Genomic DNA, 25,230 nt, shown 5'->3' on the forward strand with positions numbered 1-25,230 from the left:
CTTCTTAGACATAAAAAAGCTCCCTTGCACAGTACAAGAGAGCTTTTAAATAACGCTTCATCCGGAATAAGTAGTTATTTACCTAATTACTTACTCAGAGTCTTAGCTATTTTATTTCGCTGTTTCGCTAACGCTTGCTTGTCCTTTATCTACTTCAGTCAGTAGACCTTTCAACAAGCTGACACAGCCAATCAGAAGAATGATCGTAAACGGCAATGCTGCGATGATAGTGATCGATTGAAGTGCTTGGATAGATTGAGTGCCACCAATCCATAGCATCACCATTGCGATCGCGCCTGAGATAACCGCCCAAACCACTTTCTGTTTCACTGGCACTTCAAGCTTACCACCTGCCGTCATGCCATCGATAACGATAGAACCTGAGTCCAACGTGGTAACGAAGAACACGATGATCAACGCGACTGCGATAACAGATAGAATGTTGCCAAACGGGTATGCATCTAGCATGTAGAACAAACTTAGAGAAACGTCTGTAATGCCTTGGTCAAGGCCAAGTTGCCCTACCTGATTAATTACTTGTTCGATAGCCACACCACCGAAGATAGACATCCAAGCTGAAGTTACTAATGTTGGGATAATCAGTACGCAAAGTAGGAATTCACGAACCGTGCGACCTTTAGAAATACGCGCTACAAACATGCCGAAGAAAGGTGCATACGCAACCCACCATGCCCAGTAGAACACAGTCCAACCATGCAGCCATGTTGTGTCTTCACGACCAGAACTTTGGCTTAAAGCTACGATATTTTTCACATAGCCCGTCACCGCTGTTGCCACGGAATCAAGTACAGTCGTGAAGTTCAATACTGCGATAAGACCAAGGAATACGAACGCGATAACCATGTTCAAGTTACTTAGGAACTTAACACCACCGTCCATACCACGTAGAACAGAAATGATCGCCAAACCCATGATTAGAACAATGATAGCTTGCTGAAGAAAAATGTTATTTTCCAAACCGAACACATGGCTAATACCACTTGCCGCTTGTGTACCCCCTAAGCCTAATGAAGTTGCTAGACCAAACAAAGTAACCAGTACGGTTAGTACGTCGATAACATCACCGGTTTTACCCCAAACACGTTCACCCAGAATTGGATAAAACACTGAGCGCATTGAAAGCGGCAAACCTTTGTTATAAACAAAGTACGCAAGACAGAGCGCCGTCATGCCATAGATAGCCCATGCATGAAAGCCCCAGTGGAATACGGTTGCACCTAGTGCGAGTTCACGGCCTGCTTCTGTAAAAGGTTCTGCATTAAGTGGGGTTCCGAACCAGTTAGTGAAGAACGCGGTTGGCTCTGCCACACCCCAGAAAATAAGCCCGATACCCATGCCTGCTGCGAATAACATCGCAATCCAAGATGACATTGAATAGTCTGCTGTCGCATCTTCGCCACCTAAACGAACTTTACCCAATGGTGAGAAAGCAAGAACAACAGCAAATGCTAGCATGATGTTAGCTCCCCACATAAACAGGAAGTCAAACTTTGATAGAACAGCACCCTTAATAGAATCAATAGCAGCTTTAGCATCTGCTGGAGGAAGAGCAAGAAGAGTGATGATAAAGAGAAGAGATAAGCCTACTGAGGCTAGAAAAACTGTGTTGTGGACATCCATGCCCCATTTACTGACGTTATCTTGACCAACTTGATAGTCAGTAGAATCGATACTGTATTTTTTTGATTTAAAACTCATAAATTATGATGTTCGCATATCCGAATCAACGAATATAAGGACGCTCTCCATATCCAATTACTACTTGATTGACTTGCCGAGCCACGTAAATAAAACGTGATAAAAATCACCGAAATAGATGATGATTGGACTTACTTGCTCAATCCCAAGGCGCGCATTATAGCACAGCACGAAGCATTTTGACGGAGTTTCAGCTTAAAAGTTACCCGAACCACCGTTGATAGTGACAGTTACGCCAATAAAATCAGAATAAAATAAAGAAATAAAAACCTTTAAAGACAGCATCTTAAATCAAAGTTGCACACCGTAAAATCTAAACTAAACTTTCGACAGATAGTATTAACAACAGCCCAATTTATTTATAGCTCTAACAAAAAAGCCCCGCTATAGGGGCGGGGAAATTACCAAAGGTAAAAGAGAAATCAATAATGAAATTTTAGCGCCACGTATCGCAGCGCTCAGATACGAAATCGCTACAGAGTATTAGAGCGCGTAGCAAAAACCTAAGTTATAGTCTTCGCCATTCTTCGCCGTGAACTCTTTGTCTTCGCTCGATGCGTTCGAGCGACCGCTTTCATCGCCTTTCACCAGGCTCACCCAGTGACGGATTCCTGAAGAGCGGCTAACCTCTGTTTGGCCAAATGTAGTACATGTTTCTAGCTGGATATCTTGAATATCAACCAATTCCAAGTGGCCAGTACCTTTACGAGCACCGATTGTCACTTCAACGTGTGTACCGCTTTCGTCACGGAATAATATTGCTGAAGGCTTAGATTTATCACCTGTGTAAGCCACAAAGTGTTTAGCGCGTTTCAGGCCTGTGTGTTCACCGTTTTTGAAGTAAACCTGAACATGTCGATAATCAATCTCGTAGCTCACCACGTCTTCGTGTGAACCCGCCTCAAGAGGAAATAGAGTATCAAGCAACTGTTTCGCCATTCTCTGCTTTTCGAGTTGCTTGTCTGCTTTCACCATTTCAACGGCAAAGACAGCTTCAGCAATAAATGTTGAATGGTTTCTGTGAAGTTCTGTTTTGTCTAGTGTCAGCATATTCATAGTTTTTCCCTCTTACGGCTTTGAATTTCATGTAGGTCAAAAATCCTGATTGACCCTTTTCAAAATTGTTCTTTACTGTGTTGCTTCCATGTATTTCATACTACTTGTATTTTCTAAACAATTTCACAACAAAAATTTCACAGTGTGAATTTTACTAAATTGCTTTTTTACACAAACCGGTATTTCGAGTCCTCAGCCTTTAACTGATGGGGTTGAGGGCTCAGTAGAAACACTTTTACGTGCTGTTTGAATTAGTGTAGTAACCAACACCAACCAGCTTATTGTCGATCACTCGATAGTAAGTGTGTTTGGTTTCCACTTTTCTCGACAGCGGGTTTAACCATTGATAGGTGTAAACGCCACGACCATTTTCTTTAGCGAGATTCAGCATCTCAGTAAGAATTGGCTTATTGTCAGGGCTTAGAATTTCATTGTGTGACCGTCCGACAAGCTCAGGAGACACGCCATGAGCGAGCAGTTTCCCGGAGTTCATGTCTATCACAAACACATACAGGTCTCCTTCAACAAAGCTGCCTTCACTATTATTGAACTCGGCAATGCTGTCTAGCTCAGACTCTACCATCGCGGTCATGGCTCTTGCCAATAACCGCTTAGCTTCTGTTGCACTGGAGCGTTCTGGGTAATACCCCACGGCAACAATCACGTCACCGACACGCTCAAAGAAGGTCGTTTTAGGTTCGCCCATGCGATCAGTAGGGTTAGTCCAATGGTACTGAACTTCGCCAAACCCGTTGTGCACAGCTTTAGTGATCATTTCTCTAAAAAAAGGATTACCGTAGACGTCTTGGGTATCCAAAACACTGTCGCCCACCAACACCATTGAAGAGCCACCACTGGCAAGGAATTGACCATCAATACCAAGCGCAAATACATAGAGCTCACCGTCTATATATTCGGCGCTACTCATAAAGTCTTTTACGCTCTCATCGCCTTCTTTTTGTACATGGACAACCGCTTTAGCAAGCAGGGTTTTGGCTCTTCTTTCAGCGTCACTGACCACATGTGGCTCTGAAATTTCGAGCACATTGACTGGCTCATTTTCTTTCGCTGTTTCTGAATGTTCGGCACGTAATCCAATACCACTGATCACTGCAAATACGGCACAACCAATAAGGATAATTCTTGATATATTCATAGTGACTTCTCCTAATAGCCCACTAAGGACGGTAGCCAAAGCGTAATTTGTGGGAAGAAAGCGATAACGAACACGCCCACTACGGATGCAAGAACAAAGGGGTGGATCTTCGCGGTGATCTGCTCGACCGTGGCCCCGCCTATCCCCGAGGCGACAAAGATATTTTCACCGAGCGGAGGCGTAGCAAAACCTATCGACAACGTACACACCACCACAATACCTACGTGGGTTGGATCCGCGCCTAGCATATACATAATTGGCAACAGCACTGGCACGATAATCATGATCGCGGCTAACGTTTCCATGAACATGCCGACGAAAAGCAATAGCACAATAGTCAGTGCCCACACCATATACATATTGTCAGTGAAACCTAGTAATGACTCAGCCACCACGACCGGAATTTTTTGTTCGATTAACAAGCGACCAAATACCGTTGCAGCGAATAGAATCAGCAACACACGCCCGGTAATCCATGTGGTTGTCGATAATGATTTGATGGTGCTTTTAAACGATAACTCTCGGTGAATAAACACACCGACAAACAGCGAATAGAAAATTGCCACAACCGCTGACTCTGTTGGTGTGAACATACCGCTGTAGATACCTCCGAGAATCAAAAATGGAGCCAGTATCGACCATATGCCACGGCGTAAAGCATGTCTTACTTCGCCAAATGACCAATTCTCAGACAGCCCTTTATAGCCTTCTCGCTTGGCAATGAAGTAGTTAGTGACAACGAGTGTAGATGCCATGATGAAGCCAGGAACAACGCCTGCAACAAACAATTTAGGAATAGATAAAGAAGCAAATTGCCCGTGTTGAGCGATGGCTTCAGGCGGTGCCATTAATCCCATTGCTGAGATGCCGAAAATAACTAACGGGATGGATGGCGGAATAATGATCCCCAAGCCCCCTGATGCAGCCGTTACTGCCGATGCGTAACTCTTATCGTAATCTCGCTTAACCATTGCAGGCACCATTAGCATGCCTACCGCTGCTGTGGTTGCAGGGCCTGAACCTGAGATAGCACCAAAAAACAAACACGCCATCACGGTTGCAGCGCCAAGGCCACCCGTCACGGGTCCGGCTAAGCTCTCTGCAATATCCACCAGACGTTTGGAGATACCCGCCGCCTCCATTAATGCGCCAGCAAGAACAAAGGCTGGCAGCGCCATTAATGGGAAGTTACCCACCGAAGTGAACGCGATTTGTACTAAAGCGATGGGGTTTTTGTCGAGCAACATATAGGCCGCCATTGAAGCGCCGGCCAGTGATACTGTGATTGGTGCACCCAGAATTAACAGGGTTAAGAAACCACCAAATAAAATTAGAGTTAAATAGGATTCCATTATTACATCTCTCTATTACGGCTATTCTCTGTGACGACTACTGTGATGACTTTTGTGCCGTCATTTTGCGCAGTTCTTTGACTTCAGGATCTTCGTTCTTAGCGCCCTTAAATAAGCGCTCGTAGTTGTTCCAGATAATGCGCAGCATCATTAGAGAAAATGCGATTGGCAAAATCATATAGAAGTATTTCATTGGGATGCCTGTCGTCTGAGACTTCCAGAACAAATTCATTTTGTTGAACACGAAATCGTAGCTGAGATAAACAAAGTAGCCGTTAAACAGCAGCCATAAGAAGTCAGCAATGGTTTCACAGACGGTCTGAACAATCGGGGGGAAGAACTTGAAGTGAAAACTGACTCGGTTATGCGCCGACATCTTGGCCGCAACAACAGCCCCTAGATAGGCAAACCAAACAAACATGTAAGTAGCGACTTCATCACCCCAAGGTATGGAGTAATCGAAAAGCTGACGAGTAAGGATTTGTGTGAACAGCAATAGGACAAAGCTTGCTAGCAACAAACAACATGTATATTCCTCAATGTTGTTAAGGTGCTTTTTTATTGTTTTAGCGACTGACATATAACCTCCAATGTTGATTTCCACATGACAACCAGTCGCTCGCGGTACTAAAAAGATCAGGTACTGGACAGATCAACGAGTAAAGCCATGTAAATGCCCTACCTAACCGTTCTATCGCTAGGTGATTAAGTCGCGAAGAACAGCAGATAGGGCGAATCTAATCGTTACTTTCTACCTAGTAACTCAAGAACGTCGTCTAGCTTGTCTTTGCCTCCAATGCTTGAATAGAACTTAGGCCAAACTGACTTAGTGACTTTGCTGATCCACTCTTGCTCGTTGTCTGCAGGGTCAGTGAAGACCATGCCTTTTGCTTGCAGTTCTTCACGGATCTTGTTTTCAGTATTTTCTAAGTATGCAAAGCTGTGCTCTGTCGCTTCCTGACCCGCTTCAAGAATGATTTTTTGCATTTCAGGCGTCTGTTGTTGGAAGACTGTTTCACTGACGATTAGCGGCTCAAGAGAGAAGATATAACGAAGGTTTGTGACGTACTTTTGTACTTCATTGAACTTCATCGCATGCACAGTGATGTATGGGTTGTCTTGTCCATCAACCACACCTTGCTGCAGGCCAGTAAATGTTTCTGACCATGCCATTGGTGTTGGGTTTACGCCCCATGCTTGGTAGGAAGCAATCATGATTTCGTTACGAGGAACACGAATCACTAGTCCTTTTAGATCCGCTGGTGAAGCCACTGATTTTTTAGAGTTAGTCAGAACCCTAAAACCAGAATAAGCCCAGCCAACGATACGAACGCCAGCATCACGAATGGTGTTATCGACAAGGTCTTGACCCACTTGGCCTTGAGTTAATAGCACCGCTTCTTCTGCACTTTGAATGACATAAGGCATGGTCAATAGACCAACCGTTGGAGAGAAAGGCGTCACGTTGTTGATCGCCAATACTGAGAAGTCGAGAAGGCCGATTGCCGCGTCGTTAACGGTGTCTTGCTCGTTGCCCAATTGACCATTCGGGAACAGGTCGATTTTGACTTTGCCGTCTGTTTTTTGCTCCATCAATTCAGAAAATGAGGTCGCTAATTCCCACTGAGTACCACCAGCAGCATCTCCGATAGCCATTTTAAAATTTGCTGCTGCCGCGGTATGAGATAGCATCGCTGTTGCTACAATTGTGACGCCAGCAATAATTTTATTTTTAATCAATTTCATAGTCTTAACCTTTCATATCATACAGACTTCCTGCCTGTACTTTGCTCACAAGGTGACCTGGTACAACTTTCCTGGTCGTAGTTCTATTTCCCTATTTTGGAAACAATGTTCGAGTACTAAAGCACTTCATCTTTTAGCGAATACCACTGATAAAGGAACTGTTGCCCTACTCTTCGAAATGGTGCAAACATCTCAGATTCCACCACTTCCCTCACGTTGGGGAACGGAAGTTTTGATTCAAATATTGGCAAGTCAAGCTTATGACCTTCACCTGCGATCCACTGAGCGAGGCGCTTGCCTGCTTGAGCGGAGTACATCACACCATTGCCGCCATACCCTAGTGCGTAGAATATGGATTGCTTTGGATTCGGCTGATAGATTCTTGGCATCATGTCGTGGCTAACATCTACCCACCCCCACCATGAATAATCGATTTTGATCTGATCGAGAGAAGGGAATTTTCGAGTTAAATCCGCTCTCAACATGTCTTCGTATTTCTTGTCAGGTGCATTCTTGCCACTGATGGCACTGCGTGTACCGATCTGCACTCGGTTATCGGGTAACAAACGGTAGTAATGACGCAAAATTCTGGTATCAGTAATCACCTGATTAGTTTTGAAGTTACACGCAGCGATTTCGTCTTGAGTTAACGGACGCGTCACCATCGAGTTAGAAAGTACGGGTAATAAGCGATTCTTAAGCTCTGAATGCAAACCTTGGCTGGTGTATCCACCGGTACAAACACCGACAGAACGAGCCTTAACCACACCACCAGGCGTTTTCAGGTAATGCACACCGTTGCGAGTTTCCCATCCCATCACAGGGCTTGCTGGGTGAACTTTTACGCCGAGTGCTCGCGCCTTTCTTAGATAACCAAACGCCAGTTTCCCTGCATGGATGCCAATACCTTCTGGCTCATGCATTGCGCCTGCTGCTTCTTGGTCGCCGACGTAATCACGCTTTACGGTTTCCGCATCTAAGATCTGCGCATCGTAATCAAACGTGTCACGCAGCAACTTGGCTTCTTTCTCGAGTGTTGCCATCACTTTTGGACGGTGAGCAACATATAAGTGGCCACCCGGCTGCGGGTCACAATCAATGTCTTTGATTAGAGACTTAAATGTGTTCATGCCATCGACGCATTCGCGGTGCATTTTTAGCGCGGTTTCTAATCCCCAGCGTTCAATCCACTGAGAACGCTTCAAACGTCCTGACGCACACTGAGCCTGACCACCATTTCGGGTACTGCAGCCCCAACTCATACGGTTAGCTTCAATCACAATCGCTTTAATGCCGTACATTTCAGCAAGGTGTATCGCAGTACTTAGGCCTGTGTAGCCTGAACCGATTATCGCCACATCGACATCCATATCCGATGTAATTGGGCCATCATCTTCAGGTGGCACGCCTGCGGTATCTACCCAATAAGTCGGGGCGTATTCCTTGCCGTGACCTGGGCTCTTGTCTTTAAGTGGGTCGTATTTTGGATCGTATCTTTCTTTTGCTTGGGTACTTTCTTGTGCTCGGGTGCTTTTCACCTTTGGTGGCACATCGGCTGCCGGTTGTTCCATTACTAAACTCATAATTCGACTCTCCTAGTCATAACACGTGAACGGGTTGTGGTTTCGTGTCTAGCTCTTGGGAGTGTTGTTAGGAGTCAAAAGAGGTCGTGTTTTACGGAAGGCATTTTTTACGCTGATTTTTCCCTCTTTCAGGGTAAACACATCAACCATACGAGCTTCGATGACGGTGCCATCAGGGTTAGTCGCAGAGAACGTTGATTCGCTTACCGCGCGGTCGCCACACACAAAGTGGACAGGGTCGCTCCAGGCTGCATCTGGAAAGTTCTGCCAAACCAATTCAAAGCTATTACGAACGGCTTCGTACCCTTCGATAGTGTTTCCAAGTTCGCCTTCTCCTGCCACGGTGTGGAAGACACAGTCTTCGGTCATAAACGACATTAGCGCTTCAATATCATGGTTATTCCATGCATCACTAAAAGACTGTAAAAAGGCGGTGTCGACTTGGTTTTCCAGCACGAATGTCGCTGCATTGGTTTGCATATTCATATTCCAGAATCCTTTATGTTTTCGTTATTGGTTTAAATTTCAGTAGCTTTGCGCCACTTTTTTATTAGAGTGTTTAAACTAGATCTGTGAAAATTTAACAACTTGATAACAAGATTCGCCACTCTAACTTCGAGTTACTTTATAAACAATCTTTAAGCTCACAGATTTCATCTTTTTATAAATTAATTAGTGTTCTGATTTTATTTATCTCGTAATCACTAGATTTATATTAGGTCTAAATAAAATCATTAGAAATATTAGACTTTAGTCGAAATCAAAATCTTGATGGTACTTTCGGCCATACTGCTCAAGCTGGCGATCATGAGTATTAACTTGTAACTCGATATTACCCTCGCCTTTATTCATTGCTTGATTGCTGTCTATATGGGCTTCATTTTTCAAATCAGCCAGTTTCTCTTCAATATATTCTGTCGGTTCATTTAAAACATTCATGGAGATTAATTCCTTTATCAGGTTTACTTTCGCTGATGGAAGAATATGAACGGATACTAGACCGTTTGAATATTCTTTTTCATCGTACAAAGGCTGAATGGCATCATTGCCACCTTCCTTAAATGGGTGAATGGAATACCACTTATCTTTTCGTTGCTCTTGCTGATCACAATCAGCCACATTGAATATCTGAGTCCTATTGAGGTCACATGGTGAGTTGAAAACACTAACTTTATGATAATCAATGGCTTTAATAATATTGATACAGTCTTTACTTTGGCTATGACATACAGACCACAGCGCATTAATCAGGTTATCTGTCCATTCAAGTAAACGGGTTGGAAACCCCTGTTTCTTGGCTAAACACATCAGTAACCAATCGTTTATCTCGTGTGCACTCAACGAATGCCCACCATAAACTCTCACGCTCGAGAGAAGCTCTTGTTCGAAACGGCGAATATTCTTTCGATTTGATCGGCCTAAGCTCGGCATCAAGTTATTATTTTCATAATCACACACGTTATAAATCAAATCACGATGTCCACTACACTCAGCAATGAGTGAATCGATTATTTCATACAGCTCTTCGAGTGAGCTTATATAACGTTTATTTTTCACAACATTCATACAATAAGTCATTTAATTTATATTCGGTAAAGTTAAAGTATTAATAATCACGTTAATCAATTGTTCAATTGTTCAATTGGTATAGTTGTAATTATTGAAAAATGATAATAGGTATATATCTTCGTCAAAGATGACCATTTATGGATCCATTAGTTAAGGATCGAACAATAATAATGAGTGACAAAATTTATATAGCTAGAACCACTTATGTACCGATGGAACATTTAATTAGTGTTCTAATGTTTAAGTAGAAATTATTGAACTAAGCGTTTACGTTCTTCACTTAAGCACTTTGCCAATACCCGTTAATATTGCCCGACCACGTTCTTTATAATGCGGTGGCCGGACAAACTTCCTATGACTTATACGTAGTCTTTATATTTATCTAGGAAACGAACCGGTGTTGATAGTGCATCTCGGCGGAACGGGTCGCCCAATTCCTGAGTACACATGATTTCAATGATGGTTGTTTTGCCTTCGTTCATTTGCATGTCGATAGCTTTTTGCAGAGTTGGGCCTACATCTTCTAGCTTATCAACTGTGATACCTTCAGCGCCCATTGCTCGTGCGATCTCTGCAAAGCTTTGGTTCTCAAGTTCACCAGCAACAAAGCGTCGGTTGTAGAAGTCGACTTGGTTCTTCTTCTCAGCACCCCATTGACGGTTGTGGAATACCACGGCTGTCACTGGAATGTTATGGCGAACACATGTCATGGTTTCCATCAAGCTCATGCCCCACGCACCATCGCCAGCATAAGAAATAGCGGGACGATGAGGTGCCGCTGCTTTCGCACCAATGATGGTCGGGAACGCATAACCACAGTTACCGAAACTCATTGCAGCAAAGAAGCTACGTGGTTTTTCAAAGCGTAAGTAGCTGTTTGCCACTGAGTTGATGTTACCGATGTCCGTCGAGACCATTACGTCTTCAGGCATCGCTTTTTCTAGCTCACGCAATACTTGGCGTGGGTGTAGATATTCGCCACCAGAGAACGGAGTCTCGTGTGAGTTTTCTTCAATCATATCTAAGCTGAACGAGTCACGTTCGTGTGTCCACTCATCAAGCTCTTTTTCCCACAGTGCTTTCTCTGTTGCGACTGTATCTTGACGAGCGCCTTTGTTGTCATCACACAACAGTGCGCGGCCTTCCAATCTTTCAGATAAAGCAACCGCAGCTGCTTTCGCATCGCCACAGATACCAACAGAAATCTTCTTAACCAAACCTAGCATCTTGTTGTCTGCATCAATCTGAATGATTTTCGCGTTCTTCGGCCAGTAGTCCATGCCATGTTGAGGCAAGGTACCAAATGGACCAAGACGTGTACCCAACGCGATAACCACATCCGCTTGAGCCATCAATTTCATTGCTGCTTTCGAACCTTGGTAGCCTAGAGGGCCACACCATAATGGGTGACTCGCAGGGAAAGAGTCATTGTGCAGGTAGCTGTTCACTACAGGTGCACCTAGTCTTTCTGCTAATGCTGCACACTCTTGAACTGCATCTGCCATTACCACACCGCCACCAGAAATGATGACTGGGAATTTTGCTTCAGCAATCAGGTCTGCTGCTTCATTCAGAGACTTCTCGCCACCTGGACCACGATCTAAACGCGCGGGTTTCGGGATCTCGGTTTGAGTTTCACCGTAGAAATAGTCACGTGGAATATTCAGTTGAGTTGGACCCATCTCGCTCATTGCGCGGTCAAAACATCGGCCTGTGTATTCTGCCATACGGTCTGGGTGCGTTACGTGTCCTTGATACTTAGTAAACTCTTGGAACATTGGAAGCTGGTTACACTCTTGGAAACCACCTAAGCCCATTGTTTTTGTACCTGTCTCTGGCGTCACAATGACGACCGGGCTATGTGCCCAGAACGCCGCTGCAATCGCAGTCACACAGTTACTAATACCCGGGCCGTTTTGCCCGATTACTACGCCGTGGCGACCAGATACACGAGAGTAACCATCTGCCATGTGAGCAGCACCTTGCTCGTGTACCACTGGGACCAATCGAATGCCAGCAGGAGCAAAGATATCCATTGCGTCCATAAATGCTGACCCCATGATGCCGAACATGTCGGTAACATCATTAGCAACCATAGTTTCAACGAACGCTTCTGATGGTGTCATTGTTACTGTGCCGGAAACAACCGTACGTTTTTCTTGCTCGCTCATTCTTCCATTCTCCTTGAGTTAACCAAAATTTCATTTTTCGGAATGAATTGTCTCTTTTTCGAATTCATTTTCACCTTAGTAGTAGAATTTTTGCACGTCAACTTTTTATATTAAATTGGAACAATTCATTCTAATTAATAAAACTGGATCACATTATTGGTAGTTTTTCGTACAAAAAGTGCCATTAACTTAAGAGGAGCTGTTAATAATCGATGTCATATCGCGATAGCAGCGACAAGTGATGAGCTATATAGAGGGGAATATAATGAAAGAGGCGGAATTGATACCAACGCAACCAGTAAGTGTGAGAGAACGCTTTGGGATCGACAGCAATCTAACCGTGATGGCATTTGAACATGCGGGCGAATATGTGCCGAAAGTCGACCCTAATTACTGTTTTGACCCTGAAGTGACGCTGGCTATATTGGCGGGGTTCACCTCCAATCGTCGCACACTGATTCAAGGCACACATGGGACGGGCAAGTCGTCTCACATTGAGCAAATTGCCGCGAGATTGAACTGGCCATGCTTGAGGATCAACCTAGACGGACACCTAAGTCGCTTGGATTTCATAGGTAAAGACAGCATCGCCATTAAAGACGGAATGCAGGTGACTGAGTTTAAAGAAGGCATTCTTCCTCAGAGCATTCAACAACCCATCGCACTGGTGTTAGATGAGTACGACGCTGGTCGTCCTGACGTGATGTTTGTGATTCAACAACTATTAGAGCAGGACGGGAAATACACCTCTTTAGAACAAAATCGAGTGATCACGCCTCACCCTTCTTTTCGCTTGTTTGCTACCTGCAACACGCTTGGCTTAGGTAACTTCTCCGGTTTGTATTCGGGCACTCAAGTGCTTAACCACAGTCAATTAGATAGATGGAACATCATCGCTACGCTCAACTATTTAGACCCACAACATGAAACCAAGATCGTGTTATCCAAGCTTCCAAATCTGAATGATGAAAGTGGCCGCCAACTGGTTGAGAAAATGATCGCCACCGCAGGATTAACGCGTAACGGGTTTCGGGCTGGCGACCTTTCAACGGTGATGTCTCCGCGAACGGTGCTCACTTGGGCTGAAAATATCCAAATATTCGACGATGTTGCGACGGCATTTAGGCTTTCATTCTTAAATCGCTGCGAAGACGAAGAAAAAGAACTGGTTAGCGAATACTATTTCCGTTGCTTTGGTGAAGATTTAGAAACGCCTACTCAAAACTATTCCCACTCGGAGTCGTAAACCATGGCCAATGTTTCTTCCCAGCAGAAAAAGATCCTCGATCTTGGCGTGTCTGTCGCCAGAGCGATCAGCGGTGAGTTGAGTCTGAATTATCGGGGAGAACGTCTCTATAAAGGCAATAGCCCCTGTTATTATCAGTCTGCACATACTAACGATCTCACCTTTGTGTCTCGCCATGAGTTGAAAAACAGCAAACTTTCGATGCAAGGCAAGATCGATTCATCAGCATTACGACTCTTACTTTCAGATGCTGATCTTCACTATTCATTACGACCGAAAAACGAAGTCGAACGTCTGTTATATGATTTCTGCGAACAAGTACGAATTGAATCGCAAGTTCCATCTTATTTAAGAGGTGTAACCACCAGTATTCAGTTCAATTTTGCGTATTGGAGCGACCAATATCATCAGAATGGCTTCACCGAATCACGAATCGGCATGTTGCTGTTTACACTGATGCAAGTCATCCACACCCGCTTAACCGGTGTTCCAGTTTCGGAGCCGATTGCTGAAACCATTGAATCGACTCGCGCCGGCATCGTGCCTACTTTTGGGCACAGCCTGAAGCGCTTAAAGCAACATAGAACCGACCAACAACAGTTTGCTCACTGCGCCAATGAGCTTGCAGCCCTTGCACAAGAGCTAATAACCCAAGAACAAGAGAGCGATAACTCGCCCACGCCAACAGTTGAAGAAGACATTAAGATCCTTGCACAACTTGCCTTAATTGTGGATGGTGACATTCAAGATGAAGACGTCGATACCGACATCACAGGCAGTAGCAAGGTATTCGAGCTGTCGGGCGCCAATTATCAGGTCTTTAATTCAGAATTGGATCAAGTCATCGCGGCAGACAAACTCGTCAGGCGCGCCCTATTACTCGAACTGAGACAAAAGCTCACCGATGACATCATGGCGAGACAAGTCAACACTCGCCGTTTAGCCGCGATGCTCACTCGCTTTGTTGCCACTCCTCAAACGAACCGACGTCAGGGTCATTTAGAAGAAGGCATTGTTAACGCCACTACCATCACCAAGCTCATCACATCGCCATTAGATCGCACTGTCTTTTATCAACCAGACATTGGCGCATCTCATCAATGTGCCATCACGTTTTTGATGGACTGCTCAGGCTCAATGCAAAAGCACAGTCACAAGCTAAGCCTACTGATGGATACAATTCTCAAATCCGTTGGGCTGGCCAGCATTCCTTTTGAGATTATTGGCTTCACCACCAATAACTGGAACGGTGGCAAGGTTTATCGACAGTGGCTCAAGCAAGGTCAACCGAAACACCCAGGCCGCTTGAACGAAGTTCGACATATCGTATTTAAGGATTTTGATACCCATTGGAGACGCTCTCGCCTTGGCATTGCCAGCCTTCGTAAAGCAGACATCTTTAAAGAAGGGATTGATAGCGAAGCGGTGCAATTCGCTAGTCAGCGGTTGCAACAGCACAATGCACAAAGAAAGGTTTTAATCGTGTTCTCAGACGGCTGTCCGATGGATACCGCCACCAGCACCGCCAACGATCAGTTCTATTTAGATAACCATCTCAAACAAGTCATTGAACGTGAGTCGACCAAAAACGGTATCGAAATTCACGGTGTGGGGATGGGTGTCGATTTAAGTCCGTATTACCGCAGTAACATCACTTTAGATGTGCAGGAGAGCTGTTTGTTTGGGTTATCTAGGAACATCTTCGAGATGCTAAAGCGTTAGGAGATATAAGTCGTGAGCAGTGAAGTATCGGCTAGCAGACCGCTAGCCTTTTATCGGAATGTTCTTAATAGGTAGCAAGCAACTGATATATAAAAAGTAGCTAAGAGACAGCAAGCAACGACCATGCAGAGGCCGCCATCAAATATCCACCAATCAACATCAGCACAATAAACACCAGCTTTCTGAGTTGATCATTGGACAGCGGCGGTGGGAAGCGCCGAGCAAACATAGTAACAAGTGCCACCAAGGGGACAGCGATTGCGGATAGCCACAGTATGCTCGCTTCCATGTCACCAGCAGCGTAGACATTGACAGTACGGGACATCGACGTACAAGCGAACACCATCAGCAGTGTGCTTCGCACCAGATCGAGCGTAAAAGGTTGTCGATAGAGATGATAAACAATCGGTGGACCTGCCATCCCAAACAACCCACCCGCTAACCCAGAGCTAAAGCCTGAGACAAGGAAAGATACGGTTGCCGAACGATCCTTTCTGGTTTTAGGTTTGAACATAAAACTCACACCTGCGAATAGCACCATCGCACCCAATAGTCCTCGGAGAATATGCGTTGCCGAATCGCTCAACTCGTCCAGCAAGAACACCCCCATCGATACGCCGGGAATAATACCGATCACTAACACCACCAGAATCTTGAGCTCCCCAAGTAATGGTTTACCCATCAAAGCAACCAAGCAATTGAACAAGGTCACAATACTCACCACTGCGGCTATAACGGGTAAAGAAACCAGATTAAGGCTGACCGTCAAACCAATCACGATGATACCGAGGCCAAAACCCGTCACAGTTTGGAAGTAGGTACCCACCGCAATAGTGGCAAGAATGGCGAGTAAAACAGGTAACTCCATTAGCTATCCTAATTAGGTTGTTTTGGGTTTGATTTGAATGTGAGTACTAGATACTAGAGTGAGATGTTAATACCGGAACTCAAATGCCGACTCTTCTTTTTCTTCAACATCAGCTTCAGTATCAGCCTTAGAGCTAGACACTTTCTCTTGCTGCGCTTGTACGGCAGTCACCGCAATTACGTTAAAGATATCTTCCGCGCTACACCCTCTGGATAAGTCATTGGCAGGCTGATTCAATCCTTGTAGTAACGGGCCAATCGCGACCGCGCCACCTAACCTTTCTGCGAGCTTATAGCCTATGTTCCCCGCTTCTAAATTAGGGAATATCAATACGTTAGATTGGCCTTTTACTTCTGAATCGGGCAGCTTTTTTGCGGCAATTTCAGTCACAATCGCGGCATCGAGTTGAACATCCTGATCGACAGCTATTCCGGGACAGCGTTGCTTCACTAACTGAGCAGCATTGCGAACCTTATCGACCGATTCGTGTTTCGCACTGCCATTGGTCGAAAACGACAACATTGCCACTTTAGGTTCTTCCATCAGCAGCGTTTGAGCACTGTTTGATGCCGCCACTGCAATAGAGGCCAACTCCGTTTCATTGGGGTTAATCACCAAACCACAATCACTGAAAATCATGCCGCCTTTAAGATTATGGAAAGGCTCACACAACATCATCAGAAAGAAGCTGGATACCAATTCACTGTCTGGCGCAGGCCCAATAATCTGCAGCGCCGCTCGTACTACATCAGACGTGGTATAAACCGCACCATTAACCGTACCGTCGACCAGTCCTTCCCTCACCATCAAATTGGCAAAAATCAGTGGGTCTTTGACCTTCTCCAATGCATCTTCATAAGTCATGCCTTTGGCTTTTCTTAGCTCATAGAGCCGTTCAGCCAACACAGCTTTGAGTGCTGATGTTTGTGGTGACACAATATGAATGCCGGCGAGATTAATGTGGTTCAACTGTGCCGCTTCGATAATCGCCTTTTCATCGCCGACTAGCGTGATGTAAGCAAGCTGTTTATCTATCGCCAATCGCGCCGCTTTGAGTACACGAGGGTCTTCTGCTTCACTCAAAACCACTCGCTTACGATCTAAGTGAGCCTTATCAATAATCCGTTCAATCGCCTTCATCTTAAATTCCATTTATTGAGATTAATTGTTCCATAATTTATATTTATATTATTGAAATAATAAAAAAGGTCAAATTTTATTCAGATAATTGAAGATTTTTAATTTGGTATGTACACTCTTATACATAGACATATCGCAAGGATGAATCACTGTATGCAAACAGAAACACCACAAGTTCAAGGAGATACGCCCACTCTCCGACTTTTTGCACTATTAGAGGTGATAGCGCAAAAAGATGAGTTTATTTCTCTTCAAGGGCTCGTCGAAGAAACCGGACTACCGAAACCAACTCTGCACCGTATGCTGCAACAATTGGAAGCCGCAGGCATTATTCAAAGAGATGGTGACGAAAAGCATTACAGCTCTGGCATTCGACTCAGAAAGCTTGCTGAAAACCTGCTGTTCAATAGCACCATGCACAGCGCACGACGCACTATTCTTGAAAACCTTCGAGCAGAAGTCGGCGAAAGCTGCAACCTAACGGCACTGTCGAGCGGTGAGATCATCTATCTTGATCGAGCAGAAACCGAAGCCCCGCTGCGCTTCCATCTACAGCCAGGCTCTCGCGTGCCCGTACATTGCTCAGCCACAGGCAAATTGTTTTTGGCGCACATGTCGAAATCACAACGCAGAAGACTGATCGAAAGTGTGCCTCTCACTCAATACACAGTAAAAACCATCACCGACTACTCGACGCTAGAGAAAGACATCGAAGAAGCGAAGATCCAAGGTTTTGCTATTGATGATGAAGAGTTCTTACCCGGTTTAGTCTGTATCGCTGTATTGATACCGTCTTCTACTGGCCAATCCAATCTTGGCTTAGCAATACAAGCACCAGTGATTCGAGTAAAACCAGACGAAGCGATCAAGTTTCTGCCAGCTCTTCAAAAAGCAGCCAAAGCGCTCGCGAAGATAGAGTCTGATAACTGGGGCTAGTGAGAAGCTATCTCAGAGAATGACCAAGATTAGCGAATCAACATTAATGAACTTCGACCAATGAACATTTGGTCGAAGTCATTTCAACACACGCCACCCCGCACATAAGCAACACGTCTAAAGTAATCACAACAAAGGAATCACGATGCTAAACATTAAGAACCAGCACTTACTCTCTTTTATGGTGACAGAAGCGAACAACGCAGTTGCAGTCACAAACCCAGCAACGGGTGAGCTTATTGGGCATGCGCCAATCTCATCCGAGGCGGAGTTAGAGAGCGCTATCGAACGCGCTCATGTTGCGCAGAAAGAGTGGGCAAAAATTCCCGCTAAATCCCGTGCTGCATTGCTAAGTGGTTGGCATCAACTGATCCTTGAAAACAAAGAAGATCTTGCTCGCCTAATGACCATTGAACAAGGTAAGCCTTTAGCAGAAGCAACGGGCGAAGTGGTGTATGGCGCGAGCTTTATTGAATGGTTTGCCGAAGAAGCGAAGCGAACTTATGGTGATTCCATTCCTAGCACCGCCACAGGCAAACGCTTGGTGACCATCAAGCAACCTATCGGAGTCGCATGTGCCATTACGCCATGGAACTTTCCAATTGCGATGATCACTCGTAAGGCCGCTCCTGCCCTTGCTGCTGGCTGTAGTTTTATTGTGAAGCCCTCAGATGAAACGCCGCTTTCTGCATTTGCTGTGGTTGAACTGGCTTACCAAGCAGGCATTCCGAAAGATCTACTCCAAGTCGTACTTGGCGACAGCCCCGAACAGATTGGTGAGCTTTTCACATCACACCCACTGATCAAAAAGATCTCTTTTACTGGATCGACTCGAGTCGGCAGTATCTTGATGGCTCAAGCGGCAAAAGGCATTAAGCGCACCTCAATGGAACTGGGTGGCAATGCACCGTTTATCGTGTTTGACGATGCGGATATCGACGCTGCAGTTCAAGGCGCAATGGCTTCAAAATTCCGTAATGCAGGCCAAACCTGTGTTTGTGCAAACCGTTTCTACGTACACAGTAAAGTACACGATGAGTTTGTGGCTAAATTCGACCAAGCAGTACAGCTGCTTAAAATTGGAAACGGTTTGGACGAAGGCGTAACGGTTGGCCCTGTTATCAATGAAGGTGCTAAGCAAAACATCCAAGGATTGATAAACCGAGCTATTGAACAAGGTGCTAAACCTGTGACGCCACTTCAACAACTTGATGGACTCTTCCTTCAACCCGTTGTTCTTAAAGATGTAAAACACAGCATGGACATCGTTCAACAAGAGATTTTTGGCCCAGTCGCACCCGTGATGCAATTCGAGACAGACGAAGAGCTTATTGAGATGGCCAACGACACTATTTACGGTTTGGCGTCGTACTTCTACAGTCAGAACATTCATCGAGTATGGAACATCGCGGAAGCACTTGAGTACGGTATGGTTGGCATAAATGATGGCCTAATCTCAACCGAAGTCGCGCCTTTCGGTGGGGTTAAACAATCAGGTATTGGCCGTGAAGGCGCAAAGGAAGGCATCGATGAGTATATGGATATTAAGTATCTTTGCTTTGGTTGAAAATAGGGTTGGTAGTCACTAAGTTTCCTCACTGACTCAGCTATTCTCTTTCTATAACCCCTCAAAAAAAGCCGCGCTATAAAGCGCGGCACCTTGGGCTCGGTTTAAATGGGTGTTTCTTTTCTTAGTGGTTTTATTATTTAGTGACGTTGTTATTTAGCTACTCCGTAACACAGTTACGTTACTTTGCTATTTTGTTCTGTGGCCTATTTAGCAACCTTGTTTTATGCAAGTGCTTTTAACTTCAATCGCATCGCATGTAGCACTGGCTCTGTGTAACCACTTGGTTGGGCGCAACCTTCGAATACCAACTGACAAGCTGCTGAAAATGCAATGCTGTTTTCAAAGTTAGGAGCCATATTACGGTAGCTAGGGTCGCCAGCGTTTTGCTCATCAACCACTGCTGCCATACGCTTCATAGTTTTCATTACTTGGGCTTCATCGCAAATACCGTGACGTAACCAGTTAGCGATGTGTTGGCTTGAAATACGCAATGTTGCGCGATCTTCCATCAAACCTACATCGTTAATATCAGGTACTTTAGAGCACCCTACGCCTTGGTCAATCCAACGAACCACGTAACCTAGAATACCTTGCGTGTTGTTATCCAATTCGTTTTGGATATCTTGAGCTGTTAGCTTTTGATTACCTAATAGCGGAATAGTAAGGATATCGTCTACATTGGCTCTCACTCGCTCACGAAGCTCTTTCTGGCGGCTTGGTACACTCACTTTGTGATAGTGCAGAGCATGCAAAGTCGCAGCAGTTGGAGAAGGTACCCAAGCCGTATTCGCGCCAGCTTGTGGGTGTCCGATTTTCGCGTCCATCATCTTCGCCATATTATCTGGCTCTGGCCACATACCTTTACCGATTTGAGCTTTACCTTGCAGGCCACAAGCTAGGCCAAGATCAACGTTTTGATCTTCGTATGCGCCAATCCAAGTCATGGTTTTCAGCTGTGTTTTAGGCGCAAATGGCCCAGCTTCCATACTCGTGTGAATCTCATCACCCGTTCGGTCTAAGAAACCGGTATTAATGAACACAACACGATCTTTAGCCGCACGAATACATTCTTTCAGGTTGACCGAAGTACGACGCTCTTCATCCATAATGCCAACTTTGATGGTGTAGCGGTCTAAACCTAAAGCATCTTCAATGCGACCAAACAACTCATTGGTAAACGCCACTTCTTCAGGGCCATGCATCTTAGGTTTTACAATGTTGATACTGTTTGCGGTCGAGTTTTGGTAAGCGCTATTGCCTTTTAAATCATGTATCGCGATTAGCGAGGTGATCATACCATCCATAATGCCTTCAGGTACTTCATTACCTTCGGCGTCAATGATCGCAGGGTTGGTCATTAGGTGACCCACGTTACGTATAAATAACATGCTGCGGCCTTTGAGCGAGATCTCACCGCCAGTGACACTGGTGTATTGGCGATCTGGATTCAAACTACGAACGATGGTTTTGCCGTTTTTCTCTAGCGACTCTTTCAGGTCACCTTTCATCAAACCTAACCAGTTGCTATAGGCAAGCGCTTTATCTTCACCATCAACCGCAGCAACCGAGTCTTCACAATCCATAATGGTCGTCAAGGCAGCTTCGACTAATACATCTTTAATACCAGCAACATCAACGCTACCAATCGGTGCGCTCGGGTCAATTTGAATTTCGATATGCAGATTATTGTGTTTAAGCAGAATGCACGAAGGGGAACTTGCGTCACCTTGATAGCCAATGAACTGGTCGCTATCAATTAGAGTGACTTCCTCACCGTTATCCAGTGTCGCTATCAACTTATTACCGATACTAGCGTTACTGATGCTGTATTTGGTTACGTCTTTATGAGAAACGCCATTTAGTGGCGCAGCATCATCAAGGAACTCACGAGCATAAGTCACGACTTTAGCGCCACGCACAGGGTTAAAGCTTCCACCTTTTTCCGCGCCGTCACTTTCGCTGATCACATCGGTGCCGTAGAGCGCATCATATAAGCTGCCCCAACGCGCGTTGGCTGCGTTAAGTGCAAAACGTGCGTTCATAATTGGCACTACAAGCTGTGGCCCTGCCTGGGTGGCGATTTCTGGTTCGACATTCGCTGTTGTCACTTGAAAATCATCGCCTTCAGGGACTAGGTAGCCAATCTGTTGTAAGAACTGTTTGTACTCTGCCGCATCTAGCGTTTGTCCAGCACGCTCTTGGTGCCAAACATCAATTTGGTGTTGAAGGTCTTCACGCTTAATAAGCAACGCGCGGTTTTTTGGAGCCAAGTCAGCAAGGATGGCTGCAAAAGATTGCCAAAAGTCCTCGGCGATAATGCCCGTTCCAGGAATGATCTGCTCATTAATTAATTGGTAGAGGGTGCTATCAATGTTCAAGCTTCCCTGTTGAATACGACTGCTCATAAAATCTCTCTCAAATTAACTGATGACTACTCAATAGATTTACGTAACTGGCTTAAGTTTACTTTACTAGCTCACATTTATGTTACTAACTTAAACTTACTTAACGGACATGAATTTAGCTAATTTATGCCACTTATACCGGATATTCATAAAAAAAATACCCTACAAGCTGTGTTATCCCGTCACTCCACTCTCTATCTCGTTGGCAACACTTTTAATTAAGCGGCGCATCCATTGGTGGTCGGGATTGGTTTGCAATAATGGACTCCACGCCATTTTTACCTCAAAGGGCTCAATCGCAAATGGCGCAGGTTTGATCAACAACCTAGGATTATTGCGCTGCAATTGTGCAGCTTTGGTTGGAATGGTAAGAATCAAATTTTTCTGTTGAGCGAACAAAATCGCCGACAAGTAGTGTCGAGTAAACACCGTAATATTTCGTGTTTTACCAATACGCATTAGTGCTTCATCTATCCAACCCAGCTTTTGTGCTTCACTCGGATTGATCCCGACTCCGGTTCCCATTCCGGTTTTACTCACCCAAATATGTTGTGCCTTTAAATAAGACAAAATATCAAAGTTGTCGGCTATTGGATTGTCACAGCTAAATAAGCAAGAAAACCCGTCGTGCCAAAGGCTCATCTGGTGAAACGACTGTGGAATATCGTCAAAACGATTGATAATAATATCAACAGTTCCTTGCTCTACATCCTGATAACTCACGTCACTTGGCGTCATGATATCCAGTCGTATTTTCGGCGCGATCTCACTCAACTTTTTTAGCAATGGTTGAATGATGGTCGATTCAGCATAATCACTCGCCATAATACGAAACACACGTTCACTGTCTTCCGCACTAAACTCAGTGGTCGGTTGTAGCGTCTTCTCTACATTGGCCAGTATGTTGCGAATCAGCGGCTGTAATTTGTGCGCTCGCTCGGTAGGAACCATTCCTTCACTTGTTCTCACCAGCAGTGGGTCTTCAAATAAATCCCTCAGTCGGCGCAGTCCATTACTCATGGCTGGTTGAGTAATTCCTAGCTGATTTGCCGCACGAGTTACGTTTCTTTCACGTAACAACATGTCTAAATACACAAGTAAATTAAGGTCTATACGAGCAATATTCATAAGAAAAATACCGAATATAATAACTATAAATTAACAAAATTATCACATGCATGGTTATTCTTTGTCCATAGCAAAGTTTTAATCCAAGCCAATTTGGCTACCATACCCCACGTGAAACTAAGGAATAGTTATGTCGCAAATTACACAAGATATCGAAATGATAGAAGTTGCAAAAAGCGCTGCAGGTGCACCATGGGATGCAATTAACCCTGAATCTGCTGCTCGTATGCGAGCTCAAAACAAATTCAAAACAGGTCTGGATATCGCGCAATACACGGCAGATATCATGCGTGCGGATATGGCGGCTTACGACGAAGACAGCTCTCAATACACTCAGTCTTTGGGTTGCTGGCATGGTTTCATCGGCCAACAGAAGCTGATCTCTATTAAGAAGCACTTTGATGGCAAGACAGACCGTCGTTACCTATACCTTTCAGGTTGGATGGTAGCAGCACTTCGCTCTGACTTCGGTCCACTTCCTGACCAATCAATGCATGAGAAAACGTCGGTTGCAGGTCTAGTAGAAGAGCTATATACCTTCCTACGCCAAGCTGATGCACGTGAGTTGGGCGGGTTATTCCGTCAACTAGACGCAGCACGTGAAGCCGGCGATGTTAATCAACAGGATCTTATCCAAGACAAAATCGACAACCACGTGACACACGTAGTACCAATCATTGCCGATATCGATGCTGGTTTCGGTAACGCAGAAGCAACTTACCTAATGGCTAAGCAGATGATTGAAGCCGGTGCGTGTTGTCTACAAATCGAAAACCAAGTAGCTGATGAGAAACAGTGTGGACACCAAGACGGAAAAGTAACGGTTCCACACGCTGACTTCCACGCGAAACTTCGCGCACTTCGTTACGCATTCCTTGAGCTGGGTATCGACAACGGCATCATTGTTGCTCGTACCGATTCACAAGGTGCTGGTCTAACAAAAGAAATCGCAGTAGTGAAAGAGCCGGGCGACCAAGGTGACATCTACAACTCATATCTAGATGTTGAAGAGATTGATGTTGCTGATATGGCTGAAGGTGATGTTTGCTTCAACCGCGACGGCAAGCTGGTTCGTCCTAAGCGTCTGCCTTCAGGCTTATACCAATTCCGTGAAGGTACAGGTGAAGACCGTTGTGTATTTGACTGTATTGAAGCAATCAACGCGGGTGCTGACCTACTTTGGATTGAGACAGAGAAACCACACATTGGTCAAATCAAAGAGATGATGGATGGCGTACGTGAAGTGCATCCTAACGCTAAACTGGTATACAACAACTCACCATCATTCAACTGGACGTTAAACTTCCGTCAGCAAGCGTACGATGCAATGGTAGCAGCAGGTAAAGATGTATCAGCTTACGACCGTGCAAACTTAATGAGTGCGGAATACGACGAAACGGAACTGTCTGCAAGCGCTGACGAGAAGATTCGTACATTCCAAGCGGACGCATCTCGCGAAGCGGGTATCTTCCACCACTTGATTACTCTGCCGACTTACCACACAGCTGCACTGTCTACCGACAACCTTGCAAAAGAGTACTTCGGTGACCAAGGCATGTTGGGCTACGTTGCAAATGTTCAGCGTAAAGAGATTCGCCAAGGTATCGCATGTGTTAAGCACCAAAATATGTCTGGTTCAGATATGGGCGATGACCACAAAGAATACTTTGCTGGTGAAAATGCATTGAAAGCAGCAGGTGAAGCGAATACATCAAATCAATTTGATTAATCGCTAACCGTTTTCCCCAATAAAATCTCCTCCTTCCCCATTCCCTGTTAGGTTTTCGGAGGGAGGAGGTTTTGAAATGAAGATTGTATTTATTATAAGCTTCATCTCAAAGCCTCAGATTTGTGTTCCACACC

19 protein-coding genes are annotated in these 25,230 nt (G+C 44.9%); 5 read left to right on the plus strand and 14 right to left on the minus strand.

The features are described 5' to 3' along the window. Positions 1-111: 111 nt before the first annotated feature. From OCW38_RS20200 to xsc, 10 genes are all read right to left on the minus strand, one after another. The gene (locus OCW38_RS20200; protein ID WP_010431283.1) at positions 112-1,719 is read right to left on the minus strand and encodes a BCCT family transporter; all 1,608 of its coding nucleotides are present in this window, start codon (positions 1,717-1,719) and stop codon (positions 112-114) included. A gap of 483 nt (positions 1,720-2,202) precedes the next feature. Beyond that, entirely contained in the window at positions 2,203-2,775 is a 573-nt protein-coding gene (locus tag OCW38_RS20205) for an aldolase/citrate lyase/malate synthase family protein (RefSeq protein ID WP_010431291.1), read from the minus strand. A 235-nt stretch (positions 2,776-3,010) separates the two neighbouring features. Next, complete coding sequence (locus tag OCW38_RS20210) at positions 3,011-3,931, minus strand: cache domain-containing protein (protein WP_102270060.1); 921 nt, start codon at positions 3,929-3,931, stop codon at positions 3,011-3,013. 11 nt (positions 3,932-3,942) lie between these two features. Continuing rightward, complete coding sequence (locus OCW38_RS20215; protein WP_009845768.1) at positions 3,943-5,283, minus strand: TRAP transporter large permease; 1,341 nt, start codon at positions 5,281-5,283, stop codon at positions 3,943-3,945. A gap of 37 nt (positions 5,284-5,320) precedes the next feature. Continuing rightward, complete coding sequence (locus tag OCW38_RS20220; protein WP_009845769.1) at positions 5,321-5,863, minus strand: TRAP transporter small permease; 543 nt, start codon at positions 5,861-5,863, stop codon at positions 5,321-5,323. Positions 5,864-6,027: 164 nt separating this feature from the next. Further along, positions 6,028-7,029: a TRAP transporter substrate-binding protein gene (locus OCW38_RS20225; RefSeq protein ID WP_010431300.1), complete on the minus strand. Its 1,002-nt coding sequence runs from the start codon at positions 7,027-7,029 to the stop codon at positions 6,028-6,030. A 116-nt stretch (positions 7,030-7,145) separates the two neighbouring features. After that, the gene (locus OCW38_RS20230; RefSeq protein WP_016767900.1) at positions 7,146-8,612 is read right to left on the minus strand and encodes an NAD(P)/FAD-dependent oxidoreductase; all 1,467 of its coding nucleotides are present in this window, start codon (positions 8,610-8,612) and stop codon (positions 7,146-7,148) included. A gap of 48 nt (positions 8,613-8,660) precedes the next feature. Beyond that, entirely contained in the window at positions 8,661-9,098 is a 438-nt protein-coding gene (locus tag OCW38_RS20235; protein ID WP_016767899.1) for a nuclear transport factor 2 family protein, read from the minus strand. A gap of 264 nt (positions 9,099-9,362) precedes the next feature. Then, positions 9,363-10,178, minus strand: a complete 816-nt coding sequence (locus OCW38_RS20240) for an FRG domain-containing protein (protein ID WP_171343571.1) — start codon at positions 10,176-10,178, stop codon at positions 9,363-9,365. A gap of 362 nt (positions 10,179-10,540) precedes the next feature. Continuing rightward, positions 10,541-12,352, minus strand: coding sequence for a sulfoacetaldehyde acetyltransferase (gene xsc / locus OCW38_RS20245; RefSeq protein WP_004731917.1), 1,812 nt, complete (start codon positions 12,350-12,352; stop codon positions 10,541-10,543). Positions 12,353-12,617: 265 nt separating this feature from the next. On the opposite strand from xsc, the gene OCW38_RS20250 reads away from it, so the two are divergent. Beyond that, a complete protein-coding gene (locus OCW38_RS20250; protein ID WP_261895930.1) occupies positions 12,618-13,598 on the plus strand; it encodes an AAA family ATPase in 981 nt (326 codons plus the stop codon). Between the two features lie 3 nt (positions 13,599-13,601). Beyond that, complete coding sequence (locus OCW38_RS20255) at positions 13,602-15,320, plus strand: cobaltochelatase CobT-related protein (protein ID WP_261895932.1); 1,719 nt, start codon at positions 13,602-13,604, stop codon at positions 15,318-15,320. Between the two features lie 100 nt (positions 15,321-15,420). Here OCW38_RS20255 and OCW38_RS20260 read toward each other — a convergent pair whose 3' ends face one another. Continuing rightward, positions 15,421-16,188, minus strand: a complete 768-nt coding sequence (locus OCW38_RS20260) for a sulfite exporter TauE/SafE family protein (protein ID WP_261895934.1) — start codon at positions 16,186-16,188, stop codon at positions 15,421-15,423. A gap of 66 nt (positions 16,189-16,254) precedes the next feature. Beyond that, positions 16,255-17,328, minus strand: a complete 1,074-nt coding sequence (pta, locus tag OCW38_RS20265) for a phosphate acetyltransferase (protein ID WP_261895937.1) — start codon at positions 17,326-17,328, stop codon at positions 16,255-16,257. Between the two features lie 153 nt (positions 17,329-17,481). On the opposite strand from pta, the gene OCW38_RS20270 reads away from it, so the two are divergent. Beyond that, the gene (locus OCW38_RS20270; protein WP_016790487.1) at positions 17,482-18,264 is read left to right on the plus strand and encodes an IclR family transcriptional regulator; all 783 of its coding nucleotides are present in this window, start codon (positions 17,482-17,484) and stop codon (positions 18,262-18,264) included. Between the two features lie 145 nt (positions 18,265-18,409). After that, positions 18,410-19,831, plus strand: a complete 1,422-nt coding sequence (locus OCW38_RS20275; RefSeq protein ID WP_016790486.1) for an NAD-dependent succinate-semialdehyde dehydrogenase — start codon at positions 18,410-18,412, stop codon at positions 19,829-19,831. Positions 19,832-20,055: 224 nt separating this feature from the next. Here the strand turns inward: OCW38_RS20275 and OCW38_RS20280 are convergent, their stop codons facing one another. Continuing rightward, on the minus strand, positions 20,056-22,239 hold the full coding sequence (locus tag OCW38_RS20280) for a malate synthase G (RefSeq protein WP_016767891.1): 2,184 nt from the start codon (positions 22,237-22,239) through the stop codon (positions 20,056-20,058). A gap of 174 nt (positions 22,240-22,413) precedes the next feature. Then, entirely contained in the window at positions 22,414-23,367 is a 954-nt protein-coding gene (locus tag OCW38_RS20285) for a LysR family transcriptional regulator (protein ID WP_010431332.1), read from the minus strand. 130 nt (positions 23,368-23,497) lie between these two features. Between OCW38_RS20285 and OCW38_RS20290 the strand changes: the two genes are divergently transcribed. Continuing rightward, positions 23,498-25,096 (plus strand): isocitrate lyase, encoded by a 1,599-nt coding sequence (locus tag OCW38_RS20290; protein ID WP_016767890.1) that lies wholly within the window; start codon positions 23,498-23,500, stop codon positions 25,094-25,096. Positions 25,097-25,230 lie beyond the last annotated feature (134 nt).

The sequence above is a fragment of the Vibrio cyclitrophicus genome (genome assembly GCF_024347435.1).
Taxonomy (GTDB): domain Bacteria; phylum Pseudomonadota; class Gammaproteobacteria; order Enterobacterales; family Vibrionaceae; genus Vibrio; species Vibrio cyclitrophicus.

Bases quoted from the DNA above. Each gene is read 5' to 3' on its own strand.
- OCW38_RS20200 (WP_010431283.1), bottom strand. From the start codon at position 1,719: ATGAGTTTTAAATCAAAAAAATACAGTATCGATTCTACTGACTATCAA.
- OCW38_RS20205 (WP_010431291.1), bottom strand. From the start codon at position 2,775: ATGAATATGCTGACACTAGACAAAACAGAACTTCACAGAAACCATTCA.
- OCW38_RS20210 (WP_102270060.1), bottom strand. From the start codon at position 3,931: ATGAATATATCAAGAATTATCCTTATTGGTTGTGCCGTATTTGCAGTG.
- OCW38_RS20215 (WP_009845768.1), bottom strand. From the start codon at position 5,283: ATGGAATCCTATTTAACTCTAATTTTATTTGGTGGTTTCTTAACCCTG.
- OCW38_RS20220 (WP_009845769.1), bottom strand. From the start codon at position 5,863: ATGTCAGTCGCTAAAACAATAAAAAAGCACCTTAACAACATTGAGGAA.
- OCW38_RS20225 (WP_010431300.1), bottom strand. From the start codon at position 7,029: ATGAAATTGATTAAAAATAAAATTATTGCTGGCGTCACAATTGTAGCA.
- OCW38_RS20230 (WP_016767900.1), bottom strand. From the start codon at position 8,612: ATGAGTTTAGTAATGGAACAACCGGCAGCCGATGTGCCACCAAAGGTG.
- OCW38_RS20235 (WP_016767899.1), bottom strand. From the start codon at position 9,098: ATGAATATGCAAACCAATGCAGCGACATTCGTGCTGGAAAACCAAGTC.
- OCW38_RS20240 (WP_171343571.1), bottom strand. From the start codon at position 10,178: ATGAATGTTGTGAAAAATAAACGTTATATAAGCTCACTCGAAGAGCTG.
- xsc (WP_004731917.1), bottom strand. From the start codon at position 12,352: ATGAGCGAGCAAGAAAAACGTACGGTTGTTTCCGGCACAGTAACAATG.
- OCW38_RS20250 (WP_261895930.1), top strand. From the start codon at position 12,618: ATGAAAGAGGCGGAATTGATACCAACGCAACCAGTAAGTGTGAGAGAA.
- OCW38_RS20255 (WP_261895932.1), top strand. From the start codon at position 13,602: ATGGCCAATGTTTCTTCCCAGCAGAAAAAGATCCTCGATCTTGGCGTG.
- OCW38_RS20260 (WP_261895934.1), bottom strand. From the start codon at position 16,188: ATGGAGTTACCTGTTTTACTCGCCATTCTTGCCACTATTGCGGTGGGT.
- pta (WP_261895937.1), bottom strand. From the start codon at position 17,328: ATGAAGGCGATTGAACGGATTATTGATAAGGCTCACTTAGATCGTAAG.
- OCW38_RS20270 (WP_016790487.1), top strand. From the start codon at position 17,482: ATGCAAACAGAAACACCACAAGTTCAAGGAGATACGCCCACTCTCCGA.
- OCW38_RS20275 (WP_016790486.1), top strand. From the start codon at position 18,410: ATGCTAAACATTAAGAACCAGCACTTACTCTCTTTTATGGTGACAGAA.
- OCW38_RS20280 (WP_016767891.1), bottom strand. From the start codon at position 22,239: ATGAGCAGTCGTATTCAACAGGGAAGCTTGAACATTGATAGCACCCTC.
- OCW38_RS20285 (WP_010431332.1), bottom strand. From the start codon at position 23,367: ATGAATATTGCTCGTATAGACCTTAATTTACTTGTGTATTTAGACATG.
- OCW38_RS20290 (WP_016767890.1), top strand. From the start codon at position 23,498: ATGTCGCAAATTACACAAGATATCGAAATGATAGAAGTTGCAAAAAGC.